This is a genomic window from Halalkalibaculum roseum (genome assembly GCF_011059145.1).
In the GTDB taxonomy this organism is placed as follows: Bacteria; Bacteroidota; Rhodothermia; order Balneolales; family Balneolaceae; genus Halalkalibaculum; species Halalkalibaculum roseum.
The window spans coordinates 147,548-165,872 of the sequence record NZ_JAALLT010000004.1 but is presented as its reverse complement, the minus strand read 5'-3'; the positions used below and the strand labels follow the sequence as shown (position 1 = coordinate 165,872).

Annotated in this window: 12 protein-coding genes; 10 read left to right on the top strand and 2 right to left on the bottom strand. The window is 46.3% G+C overall.

Features of this window, described 5'->3' with window-relative positions:
• The first annotated feature begins 52 nt into the window (after positions 1-52).
• The 10 genes from G3570_RS12620 (at position 53) to G3570_RS12575 (ending at position 16,527) form a co-directional block, all read left to right on the top strand.
• Complete coding sequence (locus G3570_RS12620; RefSeq protein ID WP_165142920.1) at positions 53-1,594, top strand: YifB family Mg chelatase-like AAA ATPase; 1,542 nt, start codon at positions 53-55, stop codon at positions 1,592-1,594.
• Between the two features lie 468 nt (positions 1,595-2,062).
• Positions 2,063-4,516 carry a replication restart helicase PriA gene (gene priA, locus G3570_RS12615; protein ID WP_249067076.1) on the top strand — a complete coding sequence of 818 codons (2,454 nt, stop codon included), beginning with the start codon at positions 2,063-2,065 and terminating at the stop codon, positions 4,514-4,516.
• Between the two features lie 145 nt (positions 4,517-4,661).
• Positions 4,662-6,614, top strand: a complete 1,953-nt coding sequence (locus tag G3570_RS12610) for a glutamate-cysteine ligase family protein (RefSeq protein ID WP_165142918.1) — start codon at positions 4,662-4,664, stop codon at positions 6,612-6,614.
• A gap of 22 nt (positions 6,615-6,636) precedes the next feature.
• The gene (locus G3570_RS12605) at positions 6,637-7,548 is read left to right on the top strand and encodes a M14 family metallopeptidase (protein WP_165142916.1); all 912 of its coding nucleotides are present in this window, start codon (positions 6,637-6,639) and stop codon (positions 7,546-7,548) included.
• 122 nt (positions 7,549-7,670) lie between these two features.
• Complete coding sequence (gene scpB, locus G3570_RS12600) at positions 7,671-8,549, top strand: SMC-Scp complex subunit ScpB (protein WP_165142914.1); 879 nt, start codon at positions 7,671-7,673, stop codon at positions 8,547-8,549.
• A gap of 173 nt (positions 8,550-8,722) precedes the next feature.
• Positions 8,723-9,529 (top strand): pseudouridine synthase, encoded by an 807-nt coding sequence (locus G3570_RS12595; RefSeq protein ID WP_165142912.1) that lies wholly within the window; start codon positions 8,723-8,725, stop codon positions 9,527-9,529.
• A 4-nt stretch (positions 9,530-9,533) separates the two neighbouring features.
• Positions 9,534-10,409: an alpha/beta hydrolase family protein gene (locus tag G3570_RS12590; protein ID WP_165142910.1), complete on the top strand. Its 876-nt coding sequence runs from the start codon at positions 9,534-9,536 to the stop codon at positions 10,407-10,409.
• Entirely contained in the window at positions 10,409-11,632 is a 1,224-nt protein-coding gene (locus G3570_RS12585; RefSeq protein WP_165142908.1) for a tetratricopeptide repeat protein, read from the top strand. Before G3570_RS12590 ends, G3570_RS12585 begins: the two co-directional genes overlap by 1 nt.
• Positions 11,633-12,047: 415 nt before the next feature.
• Entirely contained in the window at positions 12,048-15,116 is a 3,069-nt protein-coding gene (locus tag G3570_RS12580; RefSeq protein WP_165142906.1) for a SusC/RagA family TonB-linked outer membrane protein, read from the top strand.
• A gap of 52 nt (positions 15,117-15,168) precedes the next feature.
• Positions 15,169-16,527, top strand: a complete 1,359-nt coding sequence (locus G3570_RS12575) for a RagB/SusD family nutrient uptake outer membrane protein (protein WP_165142904.1) — start codon at positions 15,169-15,171, stop codon at positions 16,525-16,527.
• A 66-nt stretch (positions 16,528-16,593) separates the two neighbouring features.
• Here the strand turns inward: G3570_RS12575 and G3570_RS12570 are convergent, their stop codons facing one another.
• A complete protein-coding gene (locus G3570_RS12570; protein WP_165142902.1) occupies positions 16,594-17,271 on the bottom strand; it encodes a hypothetical protein in 678 nt (225 codons plus the stop codon).
• 146 nt (positions 17,272-17,417) lie between these two features.
• Positions 17,418-18,098, bottom strand: coding sequence for a DUF4412 domain-containing protein (locus G3570_RS12565; protein ID WP_165142900.1), 681 nt, complete (start codon positions 18,096-18,098; stop codon positions 17,418-17,420).
• Positions 18,099-18,325: the final 227 nt, after the last annotated feature.

The window sequence follows — 18,325 nt, the reverse complement described above, 5'->3', positions numbered from 1 at the left end:
ATGCTGACAGGTCATACTACGTACAACATACTATAAAGATTCATTTAAAAATATGGTTTCGCGCGTATACTGCGCCTCCACGATCGGTGTAGACGCTAAAATTATTGAAGTGGAGACCAGTCTATCGGGAGGTGTTCCCAGATTTTACCTGGTAGGGCTCCCTGACAGGGCTGTATCAGAGGCCAGAGACCGTGTGGAGGCGGCTGTCAAGAATACCGGGGCCAGCTTTCCCTTTGGCAAGGTTACTGTGAATCTGGCGCCGGCCGATCTGCCCAAAGAGGGAAGCGCCTTTGACCTGCCTATTGCCGTGGCTATACTGGAAGCTTCGGGTCAGCTTCGTTCGAACAAGCTCGATGACACGCTCATTTTAGGTGAGCTGGCTCTGAATGGCAAAATGCGACCGGTAAAGGGCATTCTCCCGATGGTCGTGGAAGCCCGGGATAGGGGTGTTAAGAATGTCATTGTTCCCTGTGAAAACGGGGCGGAAGCGGCCGTTGTGGATGAAATAAACGTGTATCCCTTTGAAAGCCTGCAGCAGGTGAGACTTTGGCTGGAAGATTTTCGAAAGGCAGAGCCGTTGAAAATCGATGTCAGAAGCATTTTCAGGAAAAACGGGGAAGCGGTATTTGTTGATTTCAGTGATGTACGCGGACAGGAAAATGTGAAGCGTGCCCTTGAAGTAGCTGCTGCCGGCGGACATAACGTCATTATGGTCGGTCCCCCGGGCTCCGGAAAGACAATGATGGCAAGGCGTCTGCCTACGATCCTTCCTCCACTTACTCTGGATGAAGCACTGGAAACAACAAAGATACACTCTGTCGCCGGTTTACTTTCTGCCGGCAAGGCCCTGGTGACGGAACGCCCTTTTCGTGCGCCCCACCATACGGTATCGGACGTTGCCCTGGTTGGGGGAGGTAGCATACCCATGCCGGGCGAGATATCCATGGCCCACAACGGCGTGTTGTTTTTGGACGAATTGCCGGAATTCAAGAGAAGTGCCCTCGAGGTGATGCGCCAGCCCCTGGAAGACGGTTTTGTGAGTATTTCACGTGCCCGGATGAGTGTGAGCTATCCCAGTCGTATCATGCTGGTTTCCTCTATGAATCCTTCACCCACCGGTGACTGGTATGATGCCACCGATCCCAATGCGGCTTCCCCAGTTCAGATGCAGCGCTATCTCAGCAAGATCAGCGGACCGCTGTTGGATCGCATCGATCTGCATATCGATGTTCAGAAAGTGAGCTATGAGGAGCTTTCCGGCAAGATCAAGGGAGAGAGTTCTGAATCCATCCGTAAGCGGGTGATGCAGGCCAGGGAAATACAGACCACGCGCTTCATGGGCGTAAAAGGAGTGTATTGCAATGCCCAAATGAACACCAAGACCGCCCGGAAAATGTGTCCGCTGGATGATTCAGGTTCTCAAATCCTCAAGAAAGCCATCACCACCCTCGGCCTCTCTGCCAGGGCCTATGATCGCATACTGAAGGTATCCCGAACTATCGCCGATCTTGACAGTTCCCAGGAAATTCGATCCAACCACGTTGCGGAAGCCATTCAGTACCGCAGCCTCGACCGTGACGGGTGGCTGGGTTAAAAGCTAAAAAGGATAATTACGCTGCGAATGAGTGCCCCATCGAAGTCGCAATTTCCAAGTGATATTGCTTTAATTATCTCTCCCGCGGATTACGCTGATTATCGCAGAAGGTGACCAAGCCCAATCTGCGCATTCCTGTGAAATCTGCGGGAAATTCTGTAACCACGTAAGCTCAGCATTATCAAATCATTATGATTTTCCAATCTTAAAACTTTTTGGTCCTTTTTCACGTATCCTTTAATACAGGGTGACAAAAACAGGTATTCGGCTAAAAATTGCCCGGTTATTCGTAAGAAACCTTAATTAAATAGGAGGGCGCTCATGACTAATAATAGCTACTGGAAAGGGGGACTTATTTTTACTGTACCATTTCTTCTATTGGTATTATATATGTTGCTGGCGGTCTAAATCTGTATTGATTACGGCTGGTAAATTGAATATGCTTTCCACCAAGCATTAATCATCAATTTGTCAACAAGTCAGCCTTTGCCACGCTTCGCCGATATTATATTTCCTACCGCTGTTCGGCAGCCATTTACATACCAGATTCCGGAGAACCTGCAGGATGAGATTAAAGTTGGTTTGCGAGTTTGGGTACCCTTTCAAAGGCGGAAATCTATCGGAGTCGTAGTTAATTTGCATTCCGATACCCCGGATTTTAATACCCGAGATGTCGAACAAATTCTGGATGACAAGCCTATACTAAGTCCCGAGATGATGAAGCTGACGAAGTGGATTCATCGTTTCTATTATTGCGGCTGGGGGGAGGTGATACAGGCAGCGCTTCCGGCCGGACTCAATTTTTACTCTGAAAAATACATCCTGATAAAAAATCATCCCGGAGACGAGCAGCTGGACAATAAGGATGCGAATATCATAGAAGAAGTAGCGAAAAAAGAATCCTATCTCCTTAAGGAAGCCAAGAAAAGATGGTCAGCCGCTGCCATCGACAGACTGCAGAAAAGAGGATACCTGGAAGTGCGCGAAGAACCAGAATTAAAAGTGGCACCCAGCACTTCCCGGTTATGGGAGTGGACACCCGAAGGAGAACAGGAAAAGGTACTTGAGCTCATTAACCGGCATCGGGAAGAGGATAAGATGTACAAGTGGGTTGAAGCCTTGGAGCTATTGCACATGCTCGGCTTGCCGGAATTTCAAAAAAACCTTACCCGTCACGAACTACTAGATTCTTATACCCTGAACAGGATTGCCGATGAAGGACTGATTTCGGCAAGGGAGGTTGAGTCAACAGACATCAGTTTCAAGTACGAATACGATCCCTCTGCACTTAAAAAATTGAATGATGAACAGGAGATGGCCCTCGTGGAAATAAAATCGTCACTCGATAAAGAGGAATTTGCCAATTATTTGTTGTTCGGTATTACCGGAAGCGGCAAGACGGAAGTTTATATTCATGCCCTAAGAGAGGTTTTGGATAAAGGGAAAGGAGGACTCGTATTGGTTCCGGAAATCGGACTCACTCCCCAAATTGTAAAACGCTTCTATCAAATATTCGGGGATGATATTGCCGTACTGCACAGCAGACTTACCGTTCGCGAAAAATACGATGCCTGGAGATCGCTGCAGAAAGGTGAGAAAAGAATAGCGATAGGGGCGCGCTCTGCTGTTTTTGCCCCGGTACAGAATCTGGGACTCATCATTGTGGATGAGGAGCATGACGCTTCCTATAAACAGGAAGATCCGGCACCTCGCTATCATGCGAGAGATGTGGCAATAATGCGGGGCACCATCAATGATGCCGCTGTAGTCATGGGCTCTGCAACCCCCAGCATGGTCTCCTTGTACGGGGCGAAGAAAGGGAAGAGCAAGCTGCTCTCGCTTACCAAACGTCCCTTGGATGCAAAACTGCCTAAAGTCAAGGTGCTCGATTTGAAGCAATATCGGTCGGCGATGCAAGGTCCGGTAGCGGTTCCACTGTATGAAAAAATTAAAGAGGCTGTCGATAAGAATGAGCAGGCCATACTTTTGTATAACCGTAGAGGATATGCCTCATTTCTGCAGTGCGAAACCTGCGGACATATACCCGAGTGCCCCAACTGCTCGGTAAGCCTTACCTTTCACAAATCAAAACGACAGCTTCGATGTCACTACTGCGGGTATGCCGCTCGTCGTCCTGAAGTTTGCGGGGAGTGTGGAAAGGCAGACCTGGAAGCCATGGGTAGTGGCACGCAGCAGCTGGAGGAGCAGATATCAGATATTTTTCCAGAAGTCCGGCTGTTGCGCATGGATTTTGATACTACATCCGGCCGTGACGCACATGCTGATATACTTGCAAAGTTCGCCCGGAAGGAGGCGGATATCCTGGTGGGGACACAGATTGTCGGCAAGGGTCTAGACTTTCCGGATGTAACCGTGGTCGGTGTGATCAATGCCGATACCGAACTGGCATTTCCAACATTCCGGGCCGGCGAGCGCATGTACCAGCTACTGAGTCAGGTTGCCGGTCGCTCGGGAAGAGCCGATAAGGAGGGGAAAGTTTATTTCCAGACCTGGCAAGCGGATCACCCGGCACTAATGGCCGCTAAAAATCACGATTATAAAGAGTTTGCCCGCAGGGAATTGGCCTTCCGCAAAACCTTAAAATATCCACCCTATTCAAGGATCATACGCTTTGTATTCAAGGGTAAACGCGAACAGCGGGTTCAGCGTGTAGCACGTGTCTTTACCGAAACACTGATTGAACAGGTAGGTGGTTTTGATTCAGTTCTGGGTCCGTCGCCCTCTGCGGTTTCAAAAGTGCAGAAATTTTACAGGTGGGAAACACTGTTAAAGATTGATCCATCCAACGGTGCAGGGGCCATTGAACACCTGCTGGACAACACTTTTTCGGATTATGAACACAGAAAACCGGATAAAACTTCATCGGTTCGCATCAATGTTAATGTGGATGCCCTGGAGTAAACGGTTAAATTGACAAAGATGCGGTGTTATTGTTTAGTTATGGCCTTGGTAAGCAGATATTTGAAACGATTTCAATTTGCTTTCTGTGACAGAAATGTGATTATTTAGCATATTGATATGATTTATACAATTAATCCCTTTCGTTATGGGCGAAGAACGTGTTAAACTAGCCGACAGTCAGGAGGAAGTTCAGCGCTTTATGAAGTATGTGCTGAAAGACATCCGGGCATTGAAAAAGATGCTGAATGAAGACGGATGGTTTGAAAAAGAGCCGATCCGCATCGGAGCCGAGCAGGAGCTTTGCCTGGTTGACCGGCATTCGAAGGCTTCCCCGCGCAATATGGAAGTGCTGGATAAGCTAGATGATGAAAATTTTACAACCGAGTTTGCGAAGTTTAACCTGGAAATTAATCTTGACCCGCTGGAGTTCAAGGACGACTGCCTGACGCAAATGGAGAACCAGCTGCAGCAGAAGATCGACAAGGTGCGTGGGGTTGTAGAGGAAATGGGAGGTGAAATCCTGCTGACAGGGATTTTGCCGACGATCCGAAAAGCCGATGTGGATTTAAAGAACCTGACGCCGCTTCAGCGTTATCGGGCTCTTTGCAAGGCCATCAATAAACTGCGGGGAGGGGATTTCGACTTGCGCATTCAGGGTATGGACGAATTGCTGATGAAGTTCGACTCTCCATTGCTTGAAGCCTGTAATACCGGCTTTCAGGTGCACCTGCAGGTTACGCCGGAAGAGTTTGTCCGTAAGTATAATATCGCCCAGGCGATTACAGCACCCGTGCTTGCTGCCGCAGTCGGTTCGCCGATCTTTTTTGGTAAGCGTTTGTGGAGTGAGACCCGTATTGCTCTTTTTCAGCAGTCGGTGGATACCCGCACGGTAGGCGATCACCTTCGCGAGAGCAGTCCGCGAGTAACTTTCGGCAATGAATGGGTTAATGACAGTATTCTGGAGATATTCCAGGAAGACACGGCGCGCTACCGGGTAATGCTGAGCTCAGAGGTTACCGAGGATGTTGAAAAGCTGTTGGAAGAAGGCACCCCGCCCAGCCTCAACGCACTGCAGGTCCATAATGGGACGGTCTATCGATGGAATCGACCGTGCTATGGTGTATCGAACGGTAAAGCGCACCTCCGTATTGAGAATCGCGTATTTCCTTCCGGTCCTACGGTGACCGATGAGATGGCGAACTCTGCATTCTGGCTCGGACTGTTGAATAAAATGGAAGATTATCACGAAGATATACGGAAGGTGATGGACTTTGATGATGCCCGCATGAATTTCATGGCAGCTTCCAAAATGGGGCTCGACACCAAGTTTCGCTGGTTTAATGATCGGCGCATTAATGCGGTTGATCTTATCACCAAAGAACTGCTGCCTATCGCCAGGGAAGGGCTGGAGAAAAGAAATATACGCAGAGGTGATATTGATGACTACCTGCAAATTATTGAAGAACGGGTCAGTTCCGGGCAGACCGGGGCAACCTGGATTATCAATAACTACGCCTCCCTGATGAAAGAGAACAGTTCAAAGGAACAAACACTGGCAGCCATTACCACAGCGATGATAAAAAATCAGAAAAAAGGTGAACCGGTACACAAATGGGGAATAGCTAGAATGGAAGATCTGGAGCACTGGCAGCCTTCCAGCCTCATCGTGGAAGAATTTATGACAACAGACCTTTTTACCGTTCAGAAGGATGATATTATTGAGTTTGTCTCCGATCTTATAGACTGGCGCCGAATCCGTTATGTACCGGTTGAGGACGATAAAAATCACCTGGTCGGCCTGGTAACTATGAGAATGATTTTTAAGGAATACAGTAAAACCGTCAATCATAAAGATCAGGTCCCTGAAACGGTTGACGAAATCATGATTCGCAATCCCATCACGGTCCATCCTGAAGCCTCGATTATGGAAGCTATGGATATTATGGACAGCCAGAAAATCGGTTGCCTGCCTGTGGTAAAAAATAATCGGCTGGTTGGAATTATTACGGAGCAAAATTACATGACTATAGCAGGAAGGTTATTACGTCTTTTGCACTTGAATAACGAAAAGGAGGATCAGTCTAATTCAGCAAGCTAAAGAAAACGCTACTCTTACAGATTTGAAACGTATTATCGGTTCCATAGAAGGTGCTGAAGAAGGCCCTACTATAGTGGCGCTGGCAGGTATGCACGGCAATGAACCCTCAGGCGTGGAAGCTCTTGAGAATGTATTTGCCATACTATCCGCTGGACAAGTACCATTCAAGGGCCGATTTATTGGAATTCGATCAAATCTGGATGCCCTCAGTTCTGAAGTAAGATATATCGATGAGGATATGAACAGGATTTGGTTTCCGGGCATCATCGAACAAATACAAAATTCTACTGAGGAGGAGCTGGATTCCAGCGAGCGCATTGAGATGAAAGAAGTTATTGATCTGATCAATGATTTTGTTGGAAAAGAGAGCGGGGATTCCGTAGTCATTGCCGATCTACACTCCTTTTCTGCAGAGGGCTGCATGTTTGCCATCACGGCCAACAAGGAAGAGCATGTTAGTTTGTTATCCAGCCTTCATGTGCCGTTGATTTTTGGCATTGAAAACACATTGCGTGGGACCGCACTTCGCTATTATCAGGACCAGGGATACATGACATTTGCCCTTGAAGGCGGTCAGCATGAAAATGACCTGACAGTTTACAATGTAACAGCTGCCCTGATGATGATGCTTAAAGAGTGCGGCGCAATTTCGGGAGATTCCATCGACAAATTACAAGAGTTTGACCAACATCTTCGTGAGCAGACCCGTTTTGTTCCACCCAAAGTTGAGCTGATCTACCAGCATATCATTGAAGACGGCGATAACTTTTCCATGAAACCGGGATTTAAGAATTTCCAGTATGTAAAAAAAGGAGAATGGCTGGCCAATGACAGGGATGGAAAAATCAAAGCCCAATGCGATGGGTATATCGTCATGCCGCTCTACCAGGACCAGGGGAATGACGGCTTTTTTATCGTGGAGAAAAAGGCATAGTCTTTAAAATTTGTTATCTTTCGCCCACTGCCAACGCGAGGCCCTTAATGGGTTTAAACGCCATTTATCCCGAATTTTACTAACAGGTACATCTCTGAATTCGCTTAAAAACGCCATTTGTCATGAATGATTACGAATTTATTGACGGCACACGCCTGTCATCAGTCATTGAGGCATTAATCTTTGCCAGTCCTGAGCCTATCTCTCCTAAAAAACTGTGTGAGCTCATTGCACAGGGTGATGAACAGCTGGAACTGGAGACTGATGCTATCGAACCTTTTGTAGACAAGCTTAATCAGAGATATGAAGAGAATGGACTGGCTTTCAATATTGAACATGTTGCCGGTGGTTATACCTTCTCTACTAAAAAGAGGTATGAGCCCTGGCTGAGTATCTTTCAACATGAAGATGCCTATCGCAAGCTCTCGCAGTCGGCCATTGAATCGCTGGCCATTGTGGCGTACAAGCAGCCGATCACCAAACCTGAAGTGGATGAGATACGCGGCGTTGATTCCGGTTATATACTGCGCCAGTTGCTGGAAAAAGTACTCATTGAAGTATCCGGAAGGCTCGATGCCCCGGGAAAACCTCTGCTCTACCGAACGACCAAGCACTTCCTAAAGCATTTTGGTATTAACTCCATTGACGAACTCCCTAAACCCCGCGAAATTGAGGAGATCCTCAAGGATGATGATATGGCCGATCACCGCCAGTTCCTTATGGATCGGCAGCTTGAACTGACCGAAATGCGCGAAGAGGTCGATGAGGAGATCAGCGAGGATAACATTTCACTGCTGGAGGCTGTTGAAAAAATTAAGGATGAAGATGAGGACTACGAAGCGGAAGATTTTGAGTCCGGTGAAGAATCAGGAAATGAAACAGACAGCGACGTGAAGAGTGACCCGGAGAGCGAAGGGGAAACGGAGATCGAAATGGAGGATGCCGATCTGCAGAATAAACGCAACGGCTCGGAAGTTACAGACAGCGAAGATAAGGACTGACCAACCTTGTATTGATAACTCCTTTATAAGCACTATCAACCGGTTGAATTCTTATATTGTGCTTCTGAATCTGTGAACAGATTTATTTGATCCTCACACGCTGTTTTCATCTAATCACAGCCTTAGTCTACGATTCATAGGTAATTCGAATTTTTAATTGACACCAGTCAGTAATGTCCAAGAAACGACGACCCAGAAAACCCAAGAATCCCAAGGCACCGCATGAAGTGGAGCAGGATTATGACCGAGATGAAGAGATACGCATCAACAAATATATAGCCCATTGCGGGTTCTGCTCAAGGAGGGACGCAGACGAATATATAGCAGCCGGCAAAGTGAAGGTAAACGGCGAAGTGGTTACCCAGATGGGAATCAAGGTTCAGCCTTCTGACAGGGTAGAGGTGGACGGGCAGCAGATAAGTCTGGAGAAATTTGTATACATCCTGCTGAATAAACCTAAAGATACCATCACCACAACCGACGACCCGCGTGATCGTGATACAGTAATGGATAAAATTGAGGATGCCACCGGCAAGCGCGTTTATCCCGTAGGTCGCCTTGACAGACATACCATGGGTCTGCTGATTTTGACAAATGACGGTGACTTAGCCCACAGGCTTATGCATCCCAGCTACCAGGTCCGCAAGACCTATGAGGTAGAGTCGGCGCGAAATCTTACCGAGGGTGAATTAAGTCAGCTTAAAAAAGGCATTACCCTCGAAGACGGAACCGCCAAAGCCCACCAGATATCCAAAACTCGTGATGGTTTTATTATGACCATTTTTGAAGGAAGGAATCGTCTTGTCAGGCGCATGGTAGAATATTTTGGTACCGAGGTTACGAAACTAAAGCGCTTCGAATATGCCGGGCTAACCCTGAAAGGAGTGAAGATGGGCCGGTGGCGATATCTGACCCAGGGTGAAATCAACGGTTTGCGTAAAATGGTTAAATTGGATCCTTTAGACTTTAATAAGAAATAAGCTGATGTCATATCAAACAATATCAAAATCTTCAGGATCAATTGATTCAACGGAGGGCTTGCCTATCTACTATGATTTGTATGTCCCTAATGCAGGTAGTGATAAAACATACCCGGTAATCATCTTTCTTCACGGTTTTAAGGGTTTCAAAGACTGGGGTCCTTTTCCGGTGGTATGTGAAGAGTTAAGCAGTGCCGGCTTTGGCGTGGTTGCCATGAACTTTTCGCTGAACGGGGTCGGGGAGAGCATGACCGAGTTTGACCAGTTGGAGCTCTTTGCCCGTGAAACCCTGAGTCAGGATCTCGATGACGTAGCCACGGTTATTGATGCTCTGAAAAGAGGAGAGATCGGGACAGAGAAAGCGGAGCTTGGGACAGACGAAATAGGAATATTGGGACACTCGCGGGGCGGGCATACTGCCGTGGCAGCTGCTGCTGAAAATGAGGAGATCGTCTGTTTGGTGACCTGGTCGGCGGTTGCCGATTACCTGGCAAGGTGGAGCGATGAGATGATCAACGATTGGAAAACCAAAGGAACTACGGAAATCCTTAACGGGCGAACCGGTCAGGTGATGCCCTTAGGCAAGGTGGTGTATGATGATGCCGTCGAGAATGCCGATCGGGTTATCGCTTTAAGGCGAGTACAGAACTTATATATTCCCTCGCTCTTTATTCACGCCAAAGGAGATGAAGCCGTACCCTACAGTGAAGCTGAAAAACTGTATCGCAACAGTCCGTCTGAAGATAAAGAACTGAAGTTGATTCCGAATTCAGGACATACATTTGGCGGAGCTCATCCTTTTGAAGACGAAGAATTTCCTGCTCCACTGGAGGATGCTGTTAATGCAACAAGCAACTGGTTTCAATATTACCTGCAATAATGACGATCTGTTATTGGTTATCAGGTAAAAAGATAGTCACTGACGTGAAAGACATATTCAATAAATTACGGTTTGTTCTTCTGTTCCTGCTATTGCTGTCCAGCACCGGCACTGTTGCCAAGGCACAGGGTAGCTTGCCGGAGCTTATCAATGATCAGGAATTCAAGCCGGTAGCCCAGGCAGCAGTGGATTCGGTGTATAATTTCAATTTTATTGCGGCTGATGAGTTGCTTAAGCCCTGGAAAGAAGAGTATCCCGAGCATCCTCTCTGGATGCTGATTGATGCCATGCAGATGTGGTGGCAGGTACTATCGGATCTGGAAGATACCTCACATGATGAAGAGTTTTTCTTCCGGATGAAAAGAACCGATTATGAGGCAGCCCGTCTCCTCAGGAAAAACAGTAAACATGCCGACGGACTCATCATTAAAGCCATTAGTAACGGCTATGTGGCTCGCCAATATGCCAACAGGGATGAATGGCTGAGCAGTATCAGTAGTGCACGGAAGGCATTAAGTGCACATGAATACTTGCTAGAATTGCAGCCGGAACTGGTTGACCTGAAGTTGGCGGAGGGTTTAAAGCTTTACTACCTGGCCTATCTCCCGGAGGCTTACCCGGTGGTGAAAACCGTATCATGGGCTATGCCCGAAGGGAATAAGGAGAAAGGGCTGGATTATCTAAAGGAGGCCTCTGAAAATGCCGTATTTGCAAGGGCTGAAGCCACCTATTTTTTGGGCAACATCAATTACAATTACCAGGACGACTACGACGAGGCAGCAAATTATTTTGAGGAGCTGTACCGGAATTATCCCCATAACAATTACTATGCGCGGATGTACGTGGGGAGCTTGTATAAGATGGGCCGTTATGAGGATGCACTGCAAGTGATAGACAACACATTGAAGCGATGGAAGGAAAATGATCTGCCTCACGGAGAGGTGCTTTCTGAGGAATTGCTTACCTGGAAAGGAAGAATTCTCAACCGTAACGGTCAGACTTCCGAAGCTATCGAAGCTTTTGATAAGGCTTTTCAAGCCGGTGAATCGCTACCTAATACCTCCCACCGCTCCTTCTATGTTGCAGCCGGTTATTATCTCGGGAAGCTTTATCATGACCGATCCTCTTACACAGAGGCCAAAAAATACCTATCCTTAGTTCAAGAATGTGAGACCGGAGCTGAATATAAACAGCGAGCCAGGGAGCTGCTGCAATCCATGTGAGCAGGCACTCCCTCTGACTTTGCCCTTTATTCGGATGGCCCTCATTTGATGATTTGAGATATCCTGTACCTTCATTGTGCTTCTCATCACTTCTAAAGCACACCTCATCATTAATAAACACTACTGCAGCTGTAGGTTTGCTATGTTTAAGCAGCTCTAGAGATGCCCTCAATAGGGTATTCGTACTTAATAGTAAAATTTATGGGAATGAAACCAACCAAATATCAAATATTAATTTGAAACTGTTGGAAGAACCGCTTAAGAATAATATTTATAGTTCGAAACATTTCATTTATATTGAAACAGAGAAATTATTGAAATATAAAGACTTATTGCCCTCCTTTAAGGCACTACGTCCACCTATTCCAATCATTTCCCTGTTTATTTCAAATAATAACCTATACGCGAGGTCACTATGCGATTAAAAGTTACGATGTTGCTTGCCGTATTTTCTATGTTTCTGTTTGCAGGCGTAGAAGCGCAAGCTCAAGAAACAACCATAACCGGGACAGTTACTTCTGCCGAAGATATGTCTCCGTTACCGGGTGTTACCATCCGTGTAAAAAATACGAACAAAGGTACTACCACGAATTCAGAGGGAGAATACTCCATAACAGTTTCTCAGGAAGCTGCCACACTGGTATTCTCTTTTGTAGGATTTAAAACTTTGGAAGTACCCATTGAGGGAAGAACCACCATTGATGTTTCCCTCGAAACCGATGTTCAGCAGCTATCAGATGTCGTGGTAGTCGGGTACGGAAGCACTACCAAGAAAGATTTAACAGGTAACGTCGCAAGTGTCTCGGGCGATGAGCTTGACGAAGTGACGGTGGGTAGTGTCGAGCAGGCCATTCAGGGACGCGCTGCCGGGGTATTTGTTAATTCTAACAACGGTAAGTTAGGACAGGCTATCCAAATGCGTATTCGAGGAACATCTTCTTTGACAGCCAGTGCTCAGCCACTTTATGTCATCGACGGTATTCCTGTGACTACGGAGAGCTTTTCGCAGGTTGACAACGAAACGAATCCAATGGCAGACTTTAATTATAGTGATGTGGAATCCATTGAGATTCTGAAAGATGCTTCTGCCGCGGCAATTTACGGTTCCCAAGCATCTAACGGGGTTATTTTGATAACTACCAAGCGAGGTTCTGCCGGACCCACCCAATTTGATCTGAACTACACTGTGGGAACTGCCGAACCCAGTGGGAGGAGAGGATTCTTGAACGCTGCAGAATACCGAGAGCTGTTTGGGGAAGCTTTTGACAACTCTGCGGGACCGGGTGGAACATTGTTCGGGTTTACGTTCAACGAACTCTTTTCACTTGACCTGCCAGGTTTTAATGAAAATTATGATTCAAACTGGTCAGACCAGCCTTACCAAAACAATACTTCCCAGACTCTGGAGCTAAAAGCTAGCGGTGGAACCGAGGATACCCGCTTTTACATTTCCGGGGGTGCGGAATTACTGGAAGGTATTCTGATTGATAACACCCTGGATCGATATAGCGGACGGATAAACCTCGATCATAGTGCATCGGAAAAATTTGATATGGGCTTTAAGTTAAGCCTTACCCGATCCGATCAGCAGAGACTTTCGAGTGATAACGCCTTCTCCACACCGATGCAGCTTGTGGCACAGGTACCTGTTCAGCCTATCTATGATGAAGATGGCGATCTAAATAGAAATACCCTGTACTTTAACGGGCTATTGTATCGTGACGGACAATCTTTCAATACGACTGTTTTCCACTCACTGGGAAGTGCTTATCTGGATTATGATATTCTTCCAAACTTATCCCTGCGTACGGAATTCGGTATCGATCTGATTGATCAGAACGAAGAGCGATGGTTCGGCCCCTCTGTTGCAAGAAACACCGGTTTCCCGGAAGGGCTTGCTACAAACCGTTGGGTTAGAAATCTGAACTGGACAACCCAGACCTATGCCAATTATCGTACGACGATTGCTGAAAATCACAATATTGATGCGACTGCCGGAATCAGCTTCCAGGAGGTGACTACCGATCGCGCTTTTGTGGAGGGCATAAACCTGCCGACAACGGCATTTCAACAGGTTGCCAGTGCAGCTGAGGTTACAGCAGGTACAGCTGACTTTACCTCTTATAACTTTGTTGGATATTTTGCTCGTGCTAATTACGACTATAACGATACCTACCTCCTTAGTTTAAGCGGACGTGTTGATGGTTCGTCCCGTTTCGGTGAAAATAATCGTTATGGATTTTTCCCTTCTGCTTCGGTAGGATGGATACTATCCAATGAGTCGTTTATGGAAGAACAGGATCTGGTAACTTTCCTTAAAGCGAAAGCCAGTGTAGGAGTAACCGGTAATGCCCAAATTGATAACTTTGCCTCTTTAGGCCTGTTCGGTGCCAACTCCTACTCAGCTCAATCTGGACTGAATCCGACGCAATCACCAAACCCCGATTTGAAGTGGGAAAATACGGTACAGTATAACTTCGGTATTGAAGTTGGCTTCTTGCAAGATAGGATCAGTGCACAGATGGACTACTACATCAAAAATACCGATGACCTATTGCTCAACGTGAACGTACCGGGTACCACCGGATTCACTACACAGCTGAGAAACACCGGTAAGCTGGAAAACAAAGGATTCGAATTCGTATTGAATACCTATAATCTGACCGGCGATTTTACATGGTCAACCAACTTCAATTTCGCGATTAACGAAAATGAAGTCACCGATCTTAATGGACAGGTGATTGAAGGCGGTTTTATTAACCGTGCCGTTGAAGGAGAAGCTATTGGCGTGTTCTTTGCACGAGAGTATGCCGGTGTTAATTCACAAAACGGTGATGCCATCTATTACCTGAATCGCCAGCCAACACAGGCTGAAATTGATAACGGTATTGCATACCAGCTGGCACAGTTCGGTAATCGATATGTTGTCGGTCCGGATGACTTTAGCCGTGCGGAACGCGTAGTAATCGGTAACCCAAATCCTGACTGGACGGGTGGTATCGGTAACCGGTTCTCGTACAAAGGATTCGACCTCAATGTCTTATTCCAGTTTGTGGTAGGCAATGATGTGTATAATGGCGGCGGTACTTTCATGTCATGTAATGCCTGCTTCTATGACAATCAGACGACCAAGCAGCTGGATCGCTGGCAGGAGCCCGGTGATATTACGGATGTACCCCAGGCCAGATTATTCCAGAGTAACGGTGACGGTGAATCTTCCCGATACCTCGAGGATGCTTCTTACCTGCGTCTTAAGACCATGACTCTTGGGTACAACCTACCAAGCTCACTGCTTGAAAAGGCGAGCCTCCGAAATATGAGGATCTATGTAACAGGTCAAAATCTACTAACCTTTACCGGTTACAGCGGATGGGATCCGGAAGTTAATACGGACTTTATTGACGGGAATGTCGCACTGGGAACAGACTTCTATGCTGCTCCTCAGCCAAGATCAATCACCTTTGGAGTCAATGTCGGATTCTAATGAGAACCGTTTACAAAGAATATCCTAATACGAAATTATAAATATCACCATTATGAGAAAGTTAATTAAACAAGTTATACCACTGTTGTTAGTTGGGGGTCTTGTTATGTTCGGTTGCGATAAGCAGCTGGATATTACGCCTGCTCAGAGCATTTCTTCTGACATAGCACTCTCAACTTCAGAAAATGTTGAAGCTACCCTTGTTGGAGCTTACGATGCAATGAGCAATGGATCCGTCCTGGGCGGAAACATGTTCTATGAGCCGGACCTGCTGGCAGATGACGGTGAAGTTCGCTGGACCGGTACCTTTGAAGAGCCGGAACAGATGTGGCTCAAAAGATTGCAGGTTGAAAACATCGACGTAGAACTCGCATGGACCCAATCTTACGAAGCCATCAACATCGCCAACAATGTGCTTAGCGCACTGGATGTTGTGGATTCCGATATCAGGGATCGCGTAGAAGGTGAAGCACTGTTCGTCCGAAGCCTCCTCTATTTCGAGCTGGTCAAACTCTACGGGCAACCGTACATTTCCGGTGATCCGGCTTCCAATGACGGGGTTCCCCTCGTACTCGAGCCGACTCGAAGCATTGATGAGTCTGCAGAGGTATCACGCAACTCTGTCGCAGAAGTTTATACACAGGTCATAAACGACCTTACCCGGGCTGAAAGCCTGCTGCCAGCAACCAACGGTACATTTGCTACTTCGGGTGCTGCCGCAGCTATTCTTTCCCGGGTTTACCTGCAACAGCAGGATTATGCCGGAGCACGGGATGCTGCTAACCGGGTTATTAGTTCCAATCAGTATTCCCTGGTAACCAATTATGCCGACGCATTTGCCACTACCACCAATACTTCGGAGGACATCTTTGCCATACAGGTATCTTCACAGGATGGTGTCAATGATATGAACACCTTCTATGCCCCGGATGAATTTGGGGGAAGAGGCGATATCGATATCCTTCAGGCACACCTTGACCTTTATGAAGCAGGCGATGATCGACTTGCCTTCTTTTTTCAGGATGAGAGTGATGTAACCAGAACCGGGAAATGGATAAATATATTCGGTAATGTTGGCGTTGTGCGCCTTGCCGAAATGTACCTTACCCGCGCTGAAGGAAACTTTGAAGAGGGTACCACAGTTGGTGATACTCCAACTAATGATGTCAATGCGGTGAGAGATCGTGCAGGTGTTGACGACTTATTGCCGACTGAAGTTGACAAAGATGCCATTCTTTTCGAAAGAAAACTGGAATTGGCTTTTGAAGGTCAGCTCTTGCATGACATCAAGCGTACTGAGCGAAGTGTAGGAGCCCTGGCCTTTGATGCGCCTGAGCTGGTTTATCCGATTCCCCAGCGGGAACGTGACGTAAATCCCAATCTGACTCAGAATCAGGGCTACGGGCAGTAATAACCAAATCTTTTAGAAGATTTCTTAAAGAGCACTCCATTAATGGGGTGCTCTTTTTTTATACCGCTATTGTAGAAAAACCGAAGATTCTATCTGGTCATTGATAACGGTAGCATTATTCGGGTCACCCGGGTTTAAAAGTCCGCCTTCGGCTGAATTTACGAACCAATCGGAAACCTCGGCGCGCATGGGGAGATTGTAGATCAGATTTCCTGTAGTTCCATTGCTGTTATCCTCGATGGGGAAGCTAAAATTGAAATTGCGCGTCGATTTAAAGGTAAAAGGATCGCCATTGTAGGAGCCGTCAATGATCATGGAGTAGCGTTGGTTGTCTGTATCTCCTTCAATGAATGCATCCACATCAAAATTGCTGCCTGATCCCTCTTCAGGCTGCACAGCTTGCTGGATCTGAAAATTGAGATTGCTATAAACTTCATTTGATTGGAACGTCCCGTTGGCAAGTCCCTTAACCTCATTATTCGATAGCTGGTGGGTTACCTGAATGATATTTTCGTTAATGGTAAGAGAAGCATTGCTGTTGTTGACGATGGTTTCCCCATAAAGAAATCTAAGAGTTCTGATGCGCAGCGTGTCTTCCTGTACAATCATTTCATCATTAATTCCTGCAAGCTGAAATGTAATGACCAGGCGATTGGCGGTTTCGGTATTCTGATTATCGGTCAGGCAGGATGAAAGGAAAATTAAAATAACAGATAAAAGAAGGAGCTTTGGGTATTTCTTCATAAGGATAAGTTAGCTTTCAAATAGTTGGACTAGCATAGTGTACTTTGAAATTCCGGTAAGAGTTTCAAAGTATCATTCTGTAGGTGCAGGTTATGTCTGCTTACTCGTCTGTAGATTGTAAGGTAAGGCTATTGAAACCGGAATGCTCACCTGTTCTGATTTCGGTTCATCATCTGTTTCATCATACTGCTCATGTCATTGTAGCCTTGGGGTATTTCGAATAAAGAGGCTGAAAGTGATTTTTCTTCAATTTTTGAAGCCCTCATTTTAAGCTCTTGGTTGCCACTGGTAATGTCAATTACTTCCAGGGGCATAAATCCACCGGTCATGGCCTCGCGGGCCCATTTTGGAGTGTTGGTTTGTGCCATGGGATTTTGCGGCATCATGAAATTGCCCATTCCCCTGGCTACGCATAGCTGGTACGTGTTTTGAGTGTCAGTCACTTCCCATACTTCACAACTTCTTCCTGCAATGGTTTTGGTCTGATCTTTCTTGACCATGCTGGTATTGTCATCGGCATCATCCATGGCTTCCGGATCATCCATATCCATCGTCATATAACCCTTCATGGGTTCCAGAATGAAGGTCATTTTATTCTGATCAGGCATAAAAATCATCGCTCCCGCTTGTGCGCCATTTCCGAATTCCATGCGAACTTTGGAGTCCTTGACCATATAGGGCATTTCACCCATTCCCTGCTGGGACATCTCAGGAATTTCATAATAAATGACCCCTTCGAAATCCTGCGCTATTGCCTGTATACCCAAGCCGGAAATCAGCATTGTGATAAGAATCAGTAGGGCTGTTTTATGTAATAATGTTTTCATAATGCGTTTGATTATTTGGGTTACTGTCACGGTTTGAATGTTCGGATTTCAAACAGGTGCTTTCATGAGCTGTAATCAGTGTTTCCTTAAATTATCACATTATTTTACTAAGATGCTTTACTAATTTCATTAAAATTGTAGAATAGTGTCATACAGTTTGAAGTTCAATGGACATGTTTTACAACATTCATTTATTCAAGTTACCGTTAGCAATTAATTAATTGCCG